Annotated in this window: 14 protein-coding genes; 9 read left to right on the forward strand and 5 right to left on the reverse strand. The window is 32.0% G+C overall.

Annotation, left to right across the window (positions count from 1 at the left end; all coding sequences use genetic code 11):
* Positions 1 to 53 precede the first annotated feature (53 nt).
* The 7 genes from MTP08_RS01575 (at position 54) to MTP08_RS01605 (ending at position 8115) form a co-directional block, all read left to right on the forward strand.
* Positions 54 to 1172, forward strand: a complete 1119-nt coding sequence (locus MTP08_RS01575; RefSeq protein ID WP_243576772.1) for a glycosyltransferase family 61 protein — start codon at positions 54 to 56, stop codon at positions 1170 to 1172.
* On the forward strand, positions 1169 to 1621 hold the full coding sequence (locus tag MTP08_RS01580; RefSeq protein ID WP_243576773.1) for an N-acetyltransferase: 453 nt from the start codon (positions 1169 to 1171) through the stop codon (positions 1619 to 1621). Before MTP08_RS01575 ends, MTP08_RS01580 begins: the two co-directional genes overlap by 4 nt.
* Before the next feature lie 35 nt (positions 1622 to 1656).
* Complete coding sequence (locus MTP08_RS01585) at positions 1657 to 3168, forward strand: hypothetical protein (protein ID WP_243576774.1); 1512 nt, start codon at positions 1657 to 1659, stop codon at positions 3166 to 3168.
* Positions 3158 to 4264, forward strand: a complete 1107-nt coding sequence (locus tag MTP08_RS01590; RefSeq protein ID WP_243576775.1) for a DegT/DnrJ/EryC1/StrS family aminotransferase — start codon at positions 3158 to 3160, stop codon at positions 4262 to 4264. Before MTP08_RS01585 ends, MTP08_RS01590 begins: the two co-directional genes overlap by 11 nt.
* Before the next feature lie 39 nt (positions 4265 to 4303).
* Complete coding sequence (locus MTP08_RS01595; protein ID WP_243576776.1) at positions 4304 to 5173, forward strand: glycosyltransferase family 2 protein; 870 nt, start codon at positions 4304 to 4306, stop codon at positions 5171 to 5173.
* Positions 5174 to 5386: 213 nt separating this feature from the next.
* Complete coding sequence (gene gltX / locus MTP08_RS01600) at positions 5387 to 7111, forward strand: glutamate--tRNA ligase (protein ID WP_243576777.1); 1725 nt, start codon at positions 5387 to 5389, stop codon at positions 7109 to 7111.
* A 47-nt stretch (positions 7112 to 7158) separates the two neighbouring features.
* Positions 7159 to 8115 carry an acetyl-CoA carboxylase carboxyltransferase subunit alpha gene (locus MTP08_RS01605; protein WP_243576778.1) on the forward strand — a complete coding sequence of 319 codons (957 nt, stop codon included), beginning with the start codon at positions 7159 to 7161 and terminating at the stop codon, positions 8113 to 8115.
* A 199-nt stretch (positions 8116 to 8314) separates the two neighbouring features.
* On the opposite strand, the gene MTP08_RS01610 is transcribed toward MTP08_RS01605, so the two are convergent.
* Genes MTP08_RS01610 through MTP08_RS01630 form a run of 5 tightly spaced genes read right to left on the reverse strand, consistent with a single transcriptional unit; the run spans position 8315 to position 14992 of the window.
* Positions 8315 to 8755: an ABC transporter permease gene (locus tag MTP08_RS01610; RefSeq protein ID WP_243576779.1), complete on the reverse strand. Its 441-nt coding sequence runs from the start codon at positions 8753 to 8755 to the stop codon at positions 8315 to 8317.
* Between the two features lie 52 nt (positions 8756 to 8807).
* A complete protein-coding gene (locus tag MTP08_RS01615) occupies positions 8808 to 9242 on the reverse strand; it encodes a hypothetical protein (RefSeq protein WP_243576780.1) in 435 nt (144 codons plus the stop codon).
* Positions 9242 to 10381, reverse strand: a complete 1140-nt coding sequence (locus MTP08_RS01620; RefSeq protein WP_243576781.1) for a beta-ketoacyl-ACP synthase III — start codon at positions 10379 to 10381, stop codon at positions 9242 to 9244. The genes MTP08_RS01615 and MTP08_RS01620 overlap by 1 nt, the downstream gene beginning before the upstream one ends.
* A gap of 4 nt (positions 10382 to 10385) precedes the next feature.
* Positions 10386 to 11297, reverse strand: a complete 912-nt coding sequence (locus MTP08_RS01625) for a dialkylrecorsinol condensing enzyme DarA (RefSeq protein WP_209389850.1) — start codon at positions 11295 to 11297, stop codon at positions 10386 to 10388.
* A 41-nt stretch (positions 11298 to 11338) separates the two neighbouring features.
* A complete protein-coding gene (locus MTP08_RS01630) occupies positions 11339 to 14992 on the reverse strand; it encodes an MMPL family transporter (protein ID WP_243576782.1) in 3654 nt (1217 codons plus the stop codon).
* 144 nt (positions 14993 to 15136) lie between these two features.
* On the opposite strand from MTP08_RS01630, the gene MTP08_RS01635 reads away from it, so the two are divergent.
* Entirely contained in the window at positions 15137 to 16138 is a 1002-nt protein-coding gene (locus tag MTP08_RS01635) for a hypothetical protein (RefSeq protein WP_243576783.1), read from the forward strand.
* The gene (locus tag MTP08_RS01640) at positions 16139 to 17278 is read left to right on the forward strand and encodes an EpsG family protein (protein ID WP_243576784.1); all 1140 of its coding nucleotides are present in this window, start codon (positions 16139 to 16141) and stop codon (positions 17276 to 17278) included.
* The last annotated feature ends 178 nt before the right edge of the window (positions 17279 to 17456 follow it).

A 17456-nucleotide genomic window follows, 5' to 3' on the forward strand; every position in this document is an offset into this window, starting at 1 on the left:
CTTTAAGGAAAAAATACTATATAAAATCTTTCTTCCGAAAAGCTAAGAGGTTAGTGACAGATTTTTTACCTCTAAATTTAATAACTTCAGAATATTATACTGAAAGAGAAATTGCTAAAAAGCCGGAGAATATTGAAATGTTTTTACCTAAAAACTTTTCTGATTCTCAAACTACTGTATCAACTACAATAAATGCTGTTGAAATTTTTGCTCTCAGAAATGTTTATTGTATTCCTAACTCAACTTACTTTTTAAATCTTAAAAAGGATAAAATTTTTTATGAAAAATGGCAAGATGATACCAGAATACATTATGTTTATAATACAACTAATTTAATTCAACATTCTGTTACATTAGCCAAAGTGAAGAACCATAAAAATATTAGTTTCAATAAAGAAGCTATTTTTTTAGGGGGTACTTTTACCTTTAATTATTATCATTTCTTTACGGAAATCCTTTCGAAAATTGAATTTTTTAATAATATACCTGATGCAAAAGATAAAATTATTGTTGTAGATAAGGATGTTGAAAAAACTGAGAATCTGAGGGAACTTTTATCAATTTTTCTTAAAGATTACAAGATAATGTTTCTTGAACATGAAAACTATTATCATTTCGAAAAATTATGGCATATAACAAGTCCTAATTATACCATTCCCAACATAATGCCGGGAGAAAAGTACGAATCTTCGTTTTCGAAACTTTCAAAAAATTCGCTTGAATATCTGAGAAAGAAATGCTTCGAAGGTATAAATTATAATAAAATAAAAATAAAACCTGTTGAAAGAGTATTTATCTCCAGAAAATCTAAATTTAGAAAATATAATGAGGATGAGATTTTTGCAGTTGCTAAACCTTATGGATTTGAAGAGGTTTTCTTTGAAGATTTAAACATTCATGAACAGATTTATTTGGTAAACAACGCAGAGTATATTATTGGCCCTAGTGGTGCAGCGTGGACAAATATTTTGTTCACAAAACCTAATGCGAAAGGATTAACATGGTTAAGTTCCGTTTGGGGAGATTTTTCCATTTATTCTACAATGGCTAAGCATATGAATTTTGATTTATATTTTTATATTTTCCCACAAATATCAGATGATTTTCATGAGAATTATATATTAGATGCTGAAATTTTTTCCGAACAATTAAAAAAACTAATTTCATTATGATAAAAATACATCCTACCGCTGACGTTCAAAGTACTACTATTGGAAATAATACGATGATTTGGCAGTATTGTGTGATTCTATCTCGAGCTGTAATTGGAGAAAATTGTAATATAAATTACAATGTTTTTATAGAAAATGATGTTTTTATAGGTAATAATGTAACCATAAAACCAGGCGTTCAAATTTGGGACGGAATTACTATTGAAGATAATGTATTTATTGGGCCGAATGTTACATTTACTAATGATAAGCATCCTGTTTCTAAAAATAAAGAATTTGAACTCTTAAAAACTTTTGTTAAAAGAGGCGCCTCCATTGGAGCAAATTCAACAATATTACCCGGTATTACTATCAACGAAAATGCTATAATTGGAGCCGGCAGTGTTATTACCAAAGATGTACCTGAAGGTGAAACATGGTTTGGAAATCCTGCAAGAAAGAGAGATTAAAAGTTTTTAATATTATCGGTAATTATCCAATCTAGATGAATGTAATTAATTATACCTATCCAAGAAAAGGGTTTAGCATTGTTTTACTGATATTATCTTTTATATATCTTGCATTTATAAGTATTTATTCAATTAATCAATTCGATTTGGGATATCAGCTCTCAATGGTTGAAAGAATAAAATCAGGACAACTTATTTATAAAGATTTTGATTATGTAAGACCCTTTTTTAGTATTGTTTTTTGGGATTATTTACTGAAGTTGATTCCGGTAAACTCTCATTATTTGATATTAATTGCTAGAATTCTTGTTATTATAGAGAGTTTTATTATTTGTCATATTATTCAAAAACTACTTTTTGAAAAAGCGAAAATTCAGCTTACGTTTTTTTTTCTTATTTGCTTTCTGCATTCTTTTCCTATTATGCCATGGCATACTATAGATGGAATATTATTCTCTCTATTGGCATTACTTTTTTATAAAAACAAATGGTTTTTAAGTGCTATCGCATTTAGTATTTTGGCAGCATTCACAAAACAGTCTTTTTTTATTTTTGGATTTGTAATAGGTTTAATGAGCATTTGGAAGTTATACAAAGGAAAAAATATAGAGAAAAAAGATATTTATATTTTTATCCCAACAATACTGTTTTTAATAATATCAATATTCCAATATAGAATTTTTGAAAACTTGGATTATTTTTTCAAACAAGTTTTTAATACATCTTCATCTTCACAATTTTATGAAAGTAGCGTTGCTGTTTATTTCTCTAATAAAACAACTACAACAATTGCATTTATTTTATTTTTAGCTTTAATTTATTTTATAAAAATTGGTAGAAAAATTGCTGAAATATTATTAGCAATAGTATTTCCGCTTATTATTATATTGCCATTTTTCAATCAAGGTGTATTCTTGGGAATCCATTCACTTTTTTTAATTTTAGTAATTCTATTCTGGAAGTATGAACGTGAAAATAAATTTATTTTTTTTATTTTATTCTTAGCATGGTCATCATCCATTTCTTGGGGTTACAATACTCCTATATTTTTTATACTCATATTACTTTTTAAGTTTATAGAAAAAAAGAGCAATTTGTTTGTGATTTTATGGGTAACAACATTAATAGGTTTTTTTGTTTATAGGATTAAGTTCACGTATCTTACGGATAGTTTATTAGAAGTAAAACATATTGTTACGAATAATACAAAATCGGTCTCAGGATTACTTATTTCAGAAAATGATTATTTTTACATCTTAGAAGCACAACAGATTAATAAAACATATAAAAATGTTATATTTTTACCAGGATCTCCACTTTTAGATCTCATTAATTTCAATTTTCCAAACAGAGCTTCTTGGGAAATGGATGTAGAATATCCTAATTGGAAATCTGATTTTTATAAGCTAAAAGATAATATTATTGCAGTAGACAACAAACAAAATTATTATAAAGAAGGGTTTTATATTAGTTCGTTTACTCTAGAATCAATAAAAAGAAAAAAAATTATTAAGAAAACTAAATATTTTACCATTTATGGAAATTAAATTTCTTGACCTACAAAAAATAAATATGCTTCATCAGGAAGAAATTGAAAATAATCTGCTAAAAACATTTCGAAGCGGATGGTATCTTCAAGGTGGAGAAACAAAGAATTTTGAAAAAAATCTTGCAGAATACATTGGTGCAAAACATACTATAGGAGTCGCTAATGGTCTTGATGCTTTAAGGTTAATCATCAGAGCTTATAAAGAATTGGGAATTTTTCAGGATGGTGATGAGATTATAGTTCCTGCAAATACTTATATAGCATCAGTTTTAGCGATTACAGACAATAATCTTACACCAGTATTTGTGGAGCCTGATGTAAATAATCAAAATATAGATATATCTAAAATTGAAAATAATATTTCAGAAAAAACAAAAGCCATTATGACAGTTCACCTTTACGGTAAAATTGCTTATAATGAGCAGCTCTCTGATATCTTAAATAAATACGATCTTAAATTAATTGAAGATAATGCACAAGCAATTGGTGCCGTATATAATGGTATAAAAACAGGTAATTTAGGAGATGCTTCAGGTTTTAGCTTTTATCCTGGGAAAAATTTAGGTGCTTTAGGCGATGGAGGAGCGGTTTCTACAAATAATGATGAATTAGCTTCGGTTATAAGAGCAATTGCTAATTATGGATCCAATGAAAAATATATAAATACCTATAAAGGATTAAATTCTAGATTAGACGAAATCCAGGCAAGTATATTGGATGTGAAACTTAAATATATAGATCAAGAAAATAATAAACGTAGGCAGATTGCCGAAAGATATTCTAAAGAAATAATTAATTCCAAAATTATTTTACCGGAAACAAAAGAAGGTAATCTGGAACATGTTTGGCATTTGTATGTAATAAGAAGTTCAGAAAGAGATAGGCTGCAGAAGTATTTGGCAGAAAAAGGAATTCAAACACTCATTCATTATCCTATTCCGCCACACTTACAAAAATGCTACGAAGAATATAGTGAATTTAAATTCCCGATAACAGAGCAATTGAGTGCTGAAGTTTTGAGCCTTCCAATAAGTCCTGTTTTGGACGAAGAATCTGTTGAGTATATTATCAATGCATTAAATAGTTTTAATTAAATGCTAAATAAGCCTCTAGTTAGTATTGTTATTATAACAATGAATCATGAAAAATTCATTGAGCAGGCTTGTATTTCGGCAATTAAACAAACTTATGCAAATATTGAAATTATCTTTTTAGACAATGCTTCAAAAGACAAGACTTTTGAAATTGCCAGTAAAATACTTTCACCATCGAATGTGAAACATAAATTAATTAAGAATAATGAAGTTTTTGGAGTATCAAAAAACCTTAATATATTAGTTTCGCATGCTTCAGGTAAATTTATTTCCATTCTTTCTGGTGATGATTGGTATACAGAAAACAATATCGCAGAAAAAGTAAAATATTTTGAAGAAAATCCACTTACCGATTTTGTACTTACTGATGGATACAAGTATTATCAGGATCAAGATCAATTAACCGAAGCTTACACTAAGAACGAAAAAGATCGTATTTTCAGAAATATCAGCAATTTTTTTCATCATAATGTTACGGCAAATAAAACTGTAAATGTAGGAACATTTGTAAAGAAAGAAATCTTAATGAAATTTCCTTTTGATGAAAATGTAAATACCGAAGATTGGGATATGAATCTCAGATTGGTGTCAAAAGGTTTTAACTTAGGTTTTATAAATAAAAAACTTTTTTACTACAGAATTGTTTCTACAAGCCTTTCTAGAAATTGGAAGCTTATGAAAGATTCTTATGAAAAAGTAACCCTCAAATATTTAGATTATATAAAAGCTAATCAAGACTTATATATAGACTATAGGCTAAAACTTCTTCATTTCAAATACGAAATTTTAATTTCAGAAGCTTCTTCTGAAAAAGAAAAAACAATTTTAATAAAAGATTGGAAAAAAGAAAAATACAAATTGAAGTACAAAAACCCTATTTTATTTTTCAAGCTTCTAATGTTGAAATAACATACAAATTAATAGGAGAGTACAATATATGCTCTCCTATTAAAATACTTCAATCATTCTAATTCTCAGTAACCAGAATTATAAGAATTCTCCCATTTATTCTTCTCAGTTTTTACAAATGTAGATAATAAGATTAAAAAACCAAATCTCATTGAGATTAATGCTCATCAAAAACATTTAATTTAAGTAAATTTGCAAAAATTTTATTTAAAAATGGACAAAGTAAGAGTACGTTTTGCTCCAAGTCCTACGGGACCTTTACATTTAGGAGGCGTAAGAACGGCATTATATGATTATCTTTTTGCTAAAAACCAAGGCGGAGAGTTTGTATTGAGAATTGAAGATACAGATACTGCAAGATATGTGGAAGGGGCAGAAGACTACATCGAAGAAGCATTAGAATGGTGCGGAATTATAGCCGATGAAAGTCCAAAAAAAGGAGGGAAATTTGCGCCTTACAGACAGTCTGAAAGAAGAGATATTTATGATAGATATACAGAGCATATTTTAAAAACAGATTATGCTTATATTGCTTTCGATACGGCTGAAGAATTAGATGCCATCCGTGCCGAATATGATGCTAGAGGTGAAGTTTTTTCTTATGATAACAAATCAAGGAACCGTTTGAGAAACAGCATTGCTCTTTCTGAGGAAGAAGTTCAGAAATTGCTGGAAGCAAAAACTCCTTATGTGGTAAGGTTCAAAATGCCGGTGGATAGAACACTAAATCTTATAGATATCATCCGTGGAAATTCTTCGGTAAATACCAACACCTTAGACGATAAAGTTTTGGTGAAAAATGACGGAATGCCAACTTATCATTTTGCTAATATCATCGATGATCATGAAATGGAAATTTCTCACGTTATCCGTGGAGAAGAATGGTTGCCATCATTAGGCTTACACACTTTATTATACGAGGCAATGGGTTGGGAAGCGCCGCAGTTTGCTCATCTTTCTTTGATTTTGAAACCAGATATTTCAACATTAATTACAAAAGAGAATATTGATAGCATTACGAAATCTTTCGCAGAAGAGTTTATTGCGAAAAACAATCAGTTTTCTTTTGATGAATCGGCTACTTTAATCAAATCATTTTTTGCCGAAGTTAAAAGTGCAAGATTTAAATCTATGCTTAATGAAAACGATAAAGATGATGAAATTACAGCATCCGTAAAACAATTTTTGAAGAAAGGTATTTCAGGAAAATTAAGCAAAAGAGATGGTGATAAATTCGGATTTCCTGTATTTCCATTAAATTTCACAGATCCTGTGACTGGAAATGTTTCTAAAGGTTACCGAGAAAGCGGATATCTTCCTGAAGCGTTTATTAACATGGTGGCGCTTTTGGGTTGGTCTCCTGCGGATGACAAAGAGATTCTTTCACTCGAAGAAATGGCAAAAGAATTTGATTTGAATAAAGTTCACAAAGCCGGTGCAAGATTTAGTAAAGAGAAAGCAGAATGGTTCAATCATCAGTATATTCAGAAAACTTCAGATGAAGAACTGATGAATATTCTTAAGAATTCAGATTTAAACATACATATTTCAGATGAAAAATTACTGCAAATTGTTCATTTGATGAAAGAAAGAACCGCTTTCCCGAAAGATATCTACGAAAACGGGAAGTTTTTCTTTGAGGCTCCAATTTCTTTTGATGAAAAAGCAGCGAAAAAAGCATGGAATGAAGACACTTCTGAGATTTTACAAGAATTAGCTCAAACCCTGGAGAAATCTGAATTTAATGCTGAAAATCTTAAACAAATCGTTCATGATTTCGCGGAGAATAAAGGTTTAGGGATGGGTAAAGTAATGATGCCGCTACGGTTAGCCTTAGTTGGAGAACTGAAAGGACCTGATGTTCCGGATATTATGCAAGTCGTTGGAAAAGAGGAGTCTATATCCAGAATACACAATGCAATCAATAATTTTAAATAGATTTTGATAATTTTTCATAAATTTGAAAGATTTAATTTACTTCAAGAATGGAATATTTAAGTTTCGAACTTCCTATAAAAGAATTAATGGATCAATACCAAACCTGTTCTTTAGTAGGAGAAGAAAGTGGTGTTGATGTAAAATTAGCCTGCAGCCAAATCGAGGATAAAATCATAGAAAAGAAAAAAGAAATCTATGGTAATCTTACGCCTTGGCAAAGAGTACAGCTTTCTCGTCATCCCGATCGTCCTTATACTTTGGATTATATCAACGGAATGGTCGATAAAGGCAGTTTTCTTGAACTTCACGGTGATAGAAATTTTGCAGACGATCCGGCTATGATTGGTGGCTTGGCGACTTTAGACGGTCAGAAAGTGATGATTATCGGTACTCAGAAAGGAAGAACAACCAAAGAAAGACAGTACAGAAGATTCGGAATGCCGAATCCGGAAGGATACAGAAAGGCTTTAAGATTAATGAAGCTTGCGGAAAAATTCAGAATACCTGTAGTTACATTGGTAGACACTCCGGGAGCCTATCCTGGTCTTGAAGCTGAAGAAAGAGGACAAGGTGAAGCTATTGCTAGAAATATTTTCGAAATGACGATGCTTAAAACCCCTATTTTCACTTATATTATCGGTGAAGGAGCAAGTGGCGGAGCCTTAGGAATTGGGGTAGGAAATAAAGTGTATATGCTGGAAAATACGTGGTATACAGTAATCGCACCAGAAAGCTGCTCTTCTATTCTTTGGAGAAACTGGGATCATAAAGAAGATGCAGCCAATGCACTGAATCTTACGCCTAAAGATGCTTTAAGAGAAAAATTCATCGATGGAATTATTGAAGAGCCACTTGGTGGAGCACATTACGATACAGAAGCTACTTATCTGAACTTGAAAAATTCAATTTTGCAAAATATCAAAGCATTTTCAAAATTTACAGGAAAAGAACTTGAAACCCAAAGACAAGATAAGTTTATTTCTATGGGACAGTTTAAAGGATAAGTCTTAATTGAACTTTTTAATATTAAATATAAAGCTACAGATATCTGTAGCTTTTTTAATTCCTTTAAATGATAGTATCAAGGCTCAATATTACATTTTCACCAATAAAAAAATAACCAATAAAAAAATGTATTGGTTATTTTTAGTATGATGAAAATCAAATTATTAGCAGACTTCAATATTGAAAAATGAAGTTGAATTAATTTACTTTCTGAATAAAAAGACTGATTTCTGTACGTATCAATAGTTTTTCATCTAAAAAAGTTTCGCAGAAAATCTGGCAGATGTTTTCGTATTTTGAAATTAATGAGGCTTTAGAAATGATCTTTTTTCCTACTGCGGGAAGTTCGAAAATTTCAATTTTTTTGATATTGGTAATAAAACCTATTACTTTGGTGTCGGAATCGAGGCTGGCAAAGAAATTTTGCCCCAAAATGGAAGAAGATGTCTGTGCAGAATGCTCAATTAATCCTGATTCCGAAAAAAAACCGTTTCTGACGAAAATATTGTCTGCTTTTATTTCAAATGAAGTGACTACTTTTTCAGGATTGAGCTCAAGGATATAATCTGCCATCAGCATTGGGGTACGATGTGGCAAAAATTGAGAAATATCGATGAGGTTTTCCTGTTTTGGTTCCATTGATTATTATTTAAACTTAGCGGGTTAAGTCCGCTAAGTTTTTTGTTTAATTTTAATCTTTCACTACGGTTTTCATCTGTGATTTGGCAATGATTTCGTTGTTGATTTTGGTGACGATTTCCACCAATGTTACGCCCATCATTTCATTTAAAATTGAAACTTCGGTTTTTAAAACATCATTTATTTTTGGTAATGCTTCGGCTTCAAAAGATTTTATCGCTCCGATATATCCTGTGGGAGCCTGTTTCCCCAAAAGATAAAACTGATACCCGGTATGAAGAGCCACACTCTGTGCCTGATGCTCGATTAGCCCCGATGCCTGAAAAATTCCGTTACTCACAAAAATGTTTTCTTCTTCTATAGTAAAGCCGGAGATTAAATGATTTTCTGAATATTCTGCGAGTTCACTTACCATAACGAAAGGGAACTTCTGAGGAATAAGGCTTTCTACAAATTGCTTGTCGGATGAAGGCAGTCTGTTTTCCATTAAACTACCGTTAGAAGTGAGCAAGAATAAGCAAATCTTCCGCTTTCCGGGATGCAGAGCAGCACTTTTTCCCCTTTTTTAAGTTTACCGGAATTCATAAGCTGTTCCAGGGCAATAAAAATAGAACCTGCACCAATATTTCCTACTTCAGAAAGATTGTAGAACCATTTTTCCCAAGGGAAATCTAAGCCTACGTTGGCAAACTCCTCTTTCAGGCCTTCTTTGAAATAACCTGAAGAAATATGTGCCAAAACGTGGTCAATAGAATCGGGATCGAGCTCGTGCTTATCAAAAGAAGCTCTTAAACTTTCGGCACCTTTCACCAGAATGTATTTATCTAAAATTTTAGTATCCTGCTTTAAAGCAAAAATAGACTGGTTCAGCCATTCTTCGGCAGGATATTCGGCCCAGGATTTCAGGCTTCCGTCTTCCTGTTTTTCGCAACCGGAATACATGCATGCTTCAATTTGATGTGCATAAGAATAAAAATCAATCCATTCTACTCTTAAAGAAGTGCTGTTTTCTCTCGGTTTATTTTCCAATAAAAGAGCTCCTGCTCCGTCAGAAAGCATCCATCTTAAAAATTCTCTTTTGAAGGCTACTATGGGCTTTTCTTCTAAAAGCTTAAGATTTTCGGCTTCGTGGTTGAATTTATCTGCGGTCATCCATGCAGAAAACCTTTCAGAACCTACGCAGATTGCATTGTCTTTCACACCTGCTTTCACATTTAAAAATGCATAATTGAAAGCATTCATTCCGGAATTGCATAATCCTGTAGAAGTGTTAATTTCTACAGATTTTCCCATGTTGAGTTCGCCGTGTACCATAGATGCATGGGAAGGCTGGATCTGATCTGCAGAAGTCGTTCCGCAGGAAAGAAGCTCCATATCTTCTTTTTTGAAATGCTCATCAAAAAGACCTTCCACAGCTTTTGCCGTAATCTGTGCGTTGGTATGTGTAGGTTTTCCGTTTTTGTCTAAAGCATAATATCTCGTGGTAATCTTATTGTTTCTCAGGATTAAAGCACGTGCTTTAGAAGGGGTATTATTCACCAGGCCAAGATAGCTTTCCATTTCATCATTAGAAATCGGCTCATTTGGCAAGTATGTAGATGCCTTGGTTATAAATACTTCGTTCATTTTTTTATTTTAAATTAATACCTTGTAAATATTCTCTTTGTTTTTTTCTCTTTTTCCATAAAAGGGGAGCAAGAAGCAGGTGAAATATAAGAACAATTGGCGAAATAATCCAAATCGCTGCCATCAAATATACCTTAAAGAGTTTAATAAGCAAAGGGCGTTTTTCTTTTTTTCTGATGATAAGGTTAGACCAGACAGTGAAGATTTTGTTGCCCACTTTTTCTACTCTTACCAAAAAAGGGCGTATTTCCACAGCTCCGTTTTTTACAAGTTCCGGCTGAAGACCAACAAAATTACTGCTGAAATGTTGCTCTATAATTCTGCCATATTTTACCGAGCCCTGTATCTCTTCATCCGAAACTCCTGCGGCGGGTAACATTCCGGATTTTTCTTTTTTACCCGTTGTAAGCCATCTCAGAATGGTAAGAACGCTGGTGTAATTATCATGTCTGTCTACCAAAGCGATATTTCCTACTAATTTTGAGTTGAGGTTTTTTAAATATACTTTTAATTTTTCCTGAGACAGCATCCACATATTTCTGGTGCCTGAAATAGTGACAACCGGTACATCTTTCATTATCTTTTCAGCAAAACCGCTTTTCAGAAAAGAAATAATAGGAATAGAAGGGGTAAGATACCATACCTGATATCCGAAAAGAATCAGATCAAATTTTGTATTGAGAACTTCTTCCGGTGGAGGTAAAATTTCACTTGGGATCTGTAAATAAGATTCTGGAAATGTATTGAAAAAAACATCACCCGGCCATGGGAATGGGAAGTCTTTTTTTAGCTGAATATTGTAATAAGTTACTTTGTATTCAGTTTTTTTATCTTCAAAAGGTTTCGCAATATTTTTTACAATATCTTCCAGCTGCCCGGTCTGAGTATAATAAATTACGAGTATGTTTTTTTGCATTAATCTTTTTTATGTATTACAAAAATATGATTTTAGATTTATTATTCGTGCCTAAATATTTTTAATGAACCAGAATTAAACAATTGTTTATAATTTTGGTTTTCAAAAACATTATTTTCAATATTGAGGAGAATAACGGTTTCCGGGCAATCTGTAATGCTGTTTAGATCGAAATTTTGATCTGAAATTAAAAGCACATCAACCTTTTTATTGATTTCTGCTTGGTTTTCAATATAAAACAGTTTTCTTTTCTTTACCAGATAATTGTTTTTTGCAACGGCTCTTTTTTCTGAATCTCGTATCTGGCTGAACAGCTTTCTTTTCGCCTGCTGAAGTGTAAGAAGAACATCTTTCTGCCCGAAATCATCGGCAATATGTAAGATAACCGCATCTTTGGCAATCCATTGATTGAGCTCGTAATAAAGAGATTTATTTTTGTTAAAATCTTCTTTTACCGCTTTTACTACTTCGTTTTCTTTGTATAAATAGCTTAAGAAAAGCTTGTATTTGAAATAATTTTCGTCTTCAAGCTCATTTCTCAGCTTGGCAAACTCTTCACGGAAATAAGCATTTATTTTTTTCGTTCGTTCAGAATAATTTTTCCCGAAAGACTTATCTTCATTAGAAATTCTGTCACCAATTTTAATGGTAATGCTTCCATTATAGATGATGAAATCTCCTTTTGGCAATACTTCAGAATTTCCGTGGATATATAAGGGTAAAACATCCAGATTCAGCTGTTCTGCAAGATAAAATGCCCCTTTATGAAAACGTTTTATATTATTGTCAAAAGATCTTTCTGCCTCAGGAAATACGATGAGCGAATATCCCTGATCTGTTTTTTCGCGAAGTTTATCAAGCCCGTTTTCTATGCCCTGAGAAACCGGATAAAACCCTAAAGCTCTCACCATTTTTCCGAAAACAGGCGAATTGTAGACCCAATCGTTCACGAGAAAAATAATTTTAGGATTCACCAATGCTACTGCCAAAGTATCTAGAAACGAAGTGTGATTAGCAATAATAATGGCAGGTTTGCTAAAGTTTTCATTCGGATTTCGGATTATTTTTTTCGTTACAAAAGGATTGGTGTATAAAACCGACCCCAAAAATTTTGCAACAAGCAGTTTAATCATATACAATGTTTTCCCATGGGATTTTTTAGCAAAAAAACTTCCGAAAACAGAGATGGTAAAACCAAATAAACCATAATATAAAAACGATAAGACAGAATGCAGGAAAAGCCTTAATGTAATGGGCGAAAGCCCTTTTTTTGTTCGGTTGGTAATGAGAAATCTAAACCAGAAAGGATACAAAGTTGAGGTAATCACAATAACCGAAAACATCCCGATTAATGCAACTAAAGCAAGAGAATGCAAAGCTGGATGCTTAGCGAAAATAAGTGATCCGATGGATAAAATGGTAGTGAAAACAGCCAGAATGATAGAAACTCTGTATGTGGGAAGCTCGTTTTTTCCTGTTGTATATTCTTTCTGCATTGCTTTGGTGAGAAAAATGCTGAAATCGTCTCCAACACCAAAAACCAGAGTGCAGACCACGGTACTGAAAATATTAAGTTCCAGACCTAAGAAATAGAGTAGCCCCGCCGTTACGATTCCTGTTAAAACAATAGGGAACATAGTTAAGAGCGATAATTCAAAATTTCTGAAGAAAAGAATAATTGTGATAACAATTGCAAGAAGCGAGTAATTGATTAAAGTATTGAAATCATTTTTCAGCAGACCCAAAAAATTCTCATTCATCTGTTGGCGGTCTATTGCCAGAGCTTTCTGGTTTTTTTCAACATCATTTATAAAGGCATCTCTGTTTTTATCATCTACTTTCACCACATTAGATAGGGTATAAAAACCCTTATCATTGCTTAAGAATTCCCCAATTTGAAGTGCTTTTATTTTTTCATATTCCTTTAGGCTTATAACAGAATAGGCTTTGTTTAAATTATGGCTGAACTGATCAAATGCAGAAGAATTGAAACCAAATTTATTTCCATTCTCAATCAGCTCGTTAATGGTCTCATTTTTTTTATTCTGATTCCAGAAGTCTTTCCATTGGGCAAGTTTTTTTTGCTGATCTTTTTCAGATAAAACGATACTTCCGATGGAGTTGTAGCTCAGTATTTTCCCTTGTTTTTTTTCTTTTTCTAAAAACTGAGACAGATCCGAATTTTTTTTCAAAGTCTGCTGTTCAGAATTGCCGTAAGCAATAGTATAAACAGATTTTGAAGTGATATCAGAAAGTTTCTGAATTTTAGCTTCGGTTATTTTTAGATCTTCCGGAATGAAATTAAGATCTCCGATGTTTTTATTAAAACCCACATGCCGGAAACCGAAAAAACAAGCCAATATGATAACCGAACACGCTATAATGAGCGGTTTGTTTTTTTCGTAAGGATAATTACCGATTTTGTCTATAAAATTGCTTTTGGAATGTTCGTTCTTTTGTTTTGGATGATACAATTGCGGAACAATAATAAGTGCTGCAAAAGAAGAAATGAAAACCGTCATTGCAGCAAAAAGACCAAGATCTTTTAAAGCTTCGGAACGTACAAATACCAAACAGAGAAATGAAACTGCCGTTGTGGCACTACTCAAGATAATAGGCTGCGTAATTTCTTTGTAAAGCTCTTCAATATTATTGTTGTGTTTGTAATGCGTAAGAATATGGAGTGCATAATCTATGGTAATTCCTATTAAGATGGCACCAATTCCGAGGGAAATGGCAGAAACTTTGTCTTTTATAAAATAAAGAATCAGCAAAGAGAGAAAAACTGAGAAAACTGTAGGTAAAAAAACAATGAGAGGGGTGAAGAAATTCCTGAAATAATACATCAGTAAAATAAGTAGAACCCCCATGGAAATAACAACGGTATTCTGAATGTCTTTTTTAATCTGCTGCGCATTGGCAACAGCAATGACGGGCGAGCCGAAATAGCTGATTTCTGTTTTTCCTTTAAATTCTTTGTTGAGATTGTCTTTGATATTATTTAAACTGTTGATGAAAATTTCATTGTTTTTGGTGTCGTTGCTTTTATTTTTCGGATTGATGAAAAGCAACAGGTTTTTTCCGTCTTTAGTGATGATATAGTTGTCTTCCAGCTTAAAATCTTTACTGATGTTGAGTGTATTAAGCTTCTTTATGCCTAAAAAAGTAATACCGAGCGGGTCTTTTTTGATGAATTCTTTGGTAACAAGACTTGCAGGCGAAATCAAAGACATATAATTGCTTTCTACCTGCTTAGAAATACTGTCTTTATCAAGCCTTCTGCTAATTTCCTGATAATCTTTTTCATCTAGAAACAGCGGTAAATTCTGATTGACAAAATCGAAAGTTTCAGAAATTTCATCGTCATTCACTTTTCCCTGAACTGAGGCAATGTATTTCTCTAAGGGCTGAATTTTATTTAAAAAAGAATCTGCAGTTTCAGAAAGCTGAAAATCATTCTCATTAGATTTTTTCTCAATGATTACAATAATTTTGTCTGAAAAATTGAGTTGATTCAGCACTTTTGCCGTAAGATCAGATTTTTCATTTTTAGGAATAATCTGCGAAATATCTTCTTCAAAATTAATTTTGGAGGCGAAAAATCCGCAAACCATCAAAAAAAACAAAGCGAAAGCTAAGGATGTTATTCTGTTCTTGGAAATTAAATAATATAAGTGAATAAAAATGCGGTGCATTGTAAGATAAAATCTGATTGCAAATTTAATTTTTTAGTCTCACGCTCAAAACTTTATTCATTAAGTTTTGCTGTTTATAGGTAAAAAATCTATTTTTGCAGAGTTAAGATTCACGGCAGAGCCTAACATTACATTCTGAGGTGTATGTTGCAAAACAATGATGAAAAAATAAGTTCCTTTCTTTTTACAGCAATTCTTCCGTTTTTGCTGATATTCATAGTTTATTACGGCTTTCAATCATCTTATGTTGCACTGAAAACCATGGAGAAAGCTCCTGATTTTATGTTTTCTTCAGTGTATGCCTACCGCGTGATACCCAATTTTTTGAGTGTATATTTTACTGATTTTCTTAGTTATTTCATTAATACCAATCTACCCGGAGCAAAATCATTCATTTTAAAGCACGGTACCATTTTTTATCACAGTATTTTTTTGATTAATGCTGTTTTTTTTACAGCATCGTCTGTGGTTTTAGATAAGATTTTAAAGTTCAGCCCCAATGTTTTGGCTTCTGATATAAGAATAAGAAGACTTTTACAATTGGTTGGTTTTTTTGTAATAGCCATTGTGCAGTATGTTCCTACCAATTGCGATTCTTTAGCAGTATTCTTTTTTCTTCTGGGAATTTATTTCAGTTTAAAATATTATAAATTCAGGAAGAATATAGATTTAATGATGCTGTGCAGTACTGTTTTTATTGCGACTTTCGTACGGGAAACAGCCTGTCTAAATATTGCTTTTTTTGGATCTCTGTTTTTCAATTACAGAAATTTTAAACTTAGCAACTTCAGATTTTACAGAGAATTGCTCATGGTGGTTTTTGCCTTTATAATTCCTTACGTTGGTCTGCGACTCATTATCCAGCAAGAAGCGTCATTAGCAGAAGGTTTTTATTTACAGCAGAATTTTAGCAGTCCGTTTAATTTGGCAGGTCTACTTTTTGGGACGATTTTTCTGTATTTTTTCTATACAATTTGTGGAACCGGGGAGCGTATTGTTTTTAAAAATTTTATAATTCTGTCTGTTCCTTACCTCGGAATGATTACTTTTGTGGGTCTGTTTTGGGAAACAAGGCTTTTCCTTCCCCTTATATTGGGAGGTTTGGTAATTTCTTCACAAAACACCCATTATCTTTATAAAGATTAAATGAGTTTACTTCACCCTTATTACCTGATTGTTATTGCTGTGTTGCTATTCTTTAGTGTACAGGAAGTTTTTGGTCGTAGAGTTGATAGGAAATACCAATGGTATCTTGCAATTTTCCTTATACTTATTGCTGGTTTGCGGAAACAAGTGGGACCAGATTATGGGAGTTATGTGGGGATTTATGCGTTTTCAGGTCAAATTGATTATGTTAGCATACTTTTTAAGGCATTTTATCTTGATCCACCTACTCCATTTGAGCTAGAGTGGCTTTTTATTTTGATTAATAAAGTGATGCTGAATATTTTCAATGCACCATTTTATATGTTTACTCTAGTGATTGCAGCAATTACTGTTTTTTTTAAAATGGAATACATTGATGATAATACTTTTTATCCTTTTACCTTTATTCTCTTCATGTTTATACCAGGTTTTTTTATTGGAGAAAGTGGGCAGATTAGGCAATGTTTGGGATCTTTTATTGCATATTATGCCATTAGATTTATAAAATCTCGTCAGCTTTTTTTATATATATTATTTATTTTAATCGGAGCCGGAATTCATAATGTTTGTTATGTTTTCTTACCAATGTATTGGATAGCGAGAATACCTATGAATAAATTGGTTATGTTGGGTGCATTTATTACATGTATTTTTCTATCTCCGTTTGAGGTTTATAGAGTTTTTGGTAATTTTCTAGATAGTATTGCATCAGATAATATGCTGGTGGAAGGGTTTAATGGTTATGTCGAAGAATCCGTTACCCGTCTAAATGGTGGTTTTGGTATTCCCGAGGGTATGATGGCTATACTCACTTTTTTTCTTTTCTTTTTTGATACCCCTATGAAAGAGAAATTTCCCTATTACGAATATCACAGAAATTATGCGGTTATAGGAATTTGTGCTTATTTTATTTTTAGAAACAATCCTATTTTCTCTTCCAGACTTGCGGGTGCATTTATTGGTTTTTCGTATATTATTATTGTTAATAGTATGTATGTAGTTAATGATAATACCAAAAGATTGATTTATACATTTATTATAACTCTCTTTATTTTCAATTTCGTGGTGTTTTCTACCTTTAAAAACATCGTCAACGGAAACTTTACCATCGAACGATACCAAAATTATTTACTTCCATAAAACTCTATCTTAAAATATTAAGCAGTCTTAACAGAGAGTGTCAGTTTTAAAATTCTTATTTGCTTGTGAAGTCTGTTTTTTTAATAATTCTTAAAATAGGTTTCAAAATAGACATAAATTCCTATTTTTGACACTGAAAAATAAGAAAAGCCAAATTTGACAACCATTTTTGGTGTTT

Source organism: Chryseobacterium oryzae (assembly GCF_022811665.1).
Lineage (GTDB): Bacteria > Bacteroidota > Bacteroidia > Flavobacteriales > Weeksellaceae > Chryseobacterium > Chryseobacterium oryzae.

Excerpts from the sequence above, each read along its gene's own strand:
- MTP08_RS01580 (WP_243576773.1), top strand. The coding sequence starts at position 1,169 with ATGATAAAAATACATCCTACCGCTGACGTTCAAAGTACTACTATTGGA.
- MTP08_RS01585 (WP_243576774.1), top strand. The coding sequence starts at position 1,657 with ATGAATGTAATTAATTATACCTATCCAAGAAAAGGGTTTAGCATTGTT.
- MTP08_RS01590 (WP_243576775.1), top strand. The coding sequence starts at position 3,158 with ATGGAAATTAAATTTCTTGACCTACAAAAAATAAATATGCTTCATCAG.
- MTP08_RS01595 (WP_243576776.1), top strand. The coding sequence starts at position 4,304 with ATGAATCATGAAAAATTCATTGAGCAGGCTTGTATTTCGGCAATTAAA.
- gltX (WP_243576777.1), top strand. The coding sequence starts at position 5,387 with ATGGACAAAGTAAGAGTACGTTTTGCTCCAAGTCCTACGGGACCTTTA.
- MTP08_RS01605 (WP_243576778.1), top strand. The coding sequence starts at position 7,159 with ATGGAATATTTAAGTTTCGAACTTCCTATAAAAGAATTAATGGATCAA.
- MTP08_RS01610 (WP_243576779.1), bottom strand. The coding sequence starts at position 8,755 with ATGGAACCAAAACAGGAAAACCTCATCGATATTTCTCAATTTTTGCCA.
- MTP08_RS01615 (WP_243576780.1), bottom strand. The coding sequence starts at position 9,242 with ATGGAAAACAGACTGCCTTCATCCGACAAGCAATTTGTAGAAAGCCTT.
- MTP08_RS01620 (WP_243576781.1), bottom strand. The coding sequence starts at position 10,381 with ATGAACGAAGTATTTATAACCAAGGCATCTACATACTTGCCAAATGAG.
- MTP08_RS01625 (WP_209389850.1), bottom strand. The coding sequence starts at position 11,297 with ATGCAAAAAAACATACTCGTAATTTATTATACTCAGACCGGGCAGCTG.
- MTP08_RS01630 (WP_243576782.1), bottom strand. The coding sequence starts at position 14,992 with ATGCACCGCATTTTTATTCACTTATATTATTTAATTTCCAAGAACAGA.
- MTP08_RS01635 (WP_243576783.1), top strand. The coding sequence starts at position 15,137 with ATGTTGCAAAACAATGATGAAAAAATAAGTTCCTTTCTTTTTACAGCA.
- MTP08_RS01640 (WP_243576784.1), top strand. The coding sequence starts at position 16,139 with ATGAGTTTACTTCACCCTTATTACCTGATTGTTATTGCTGTGTTGCTA.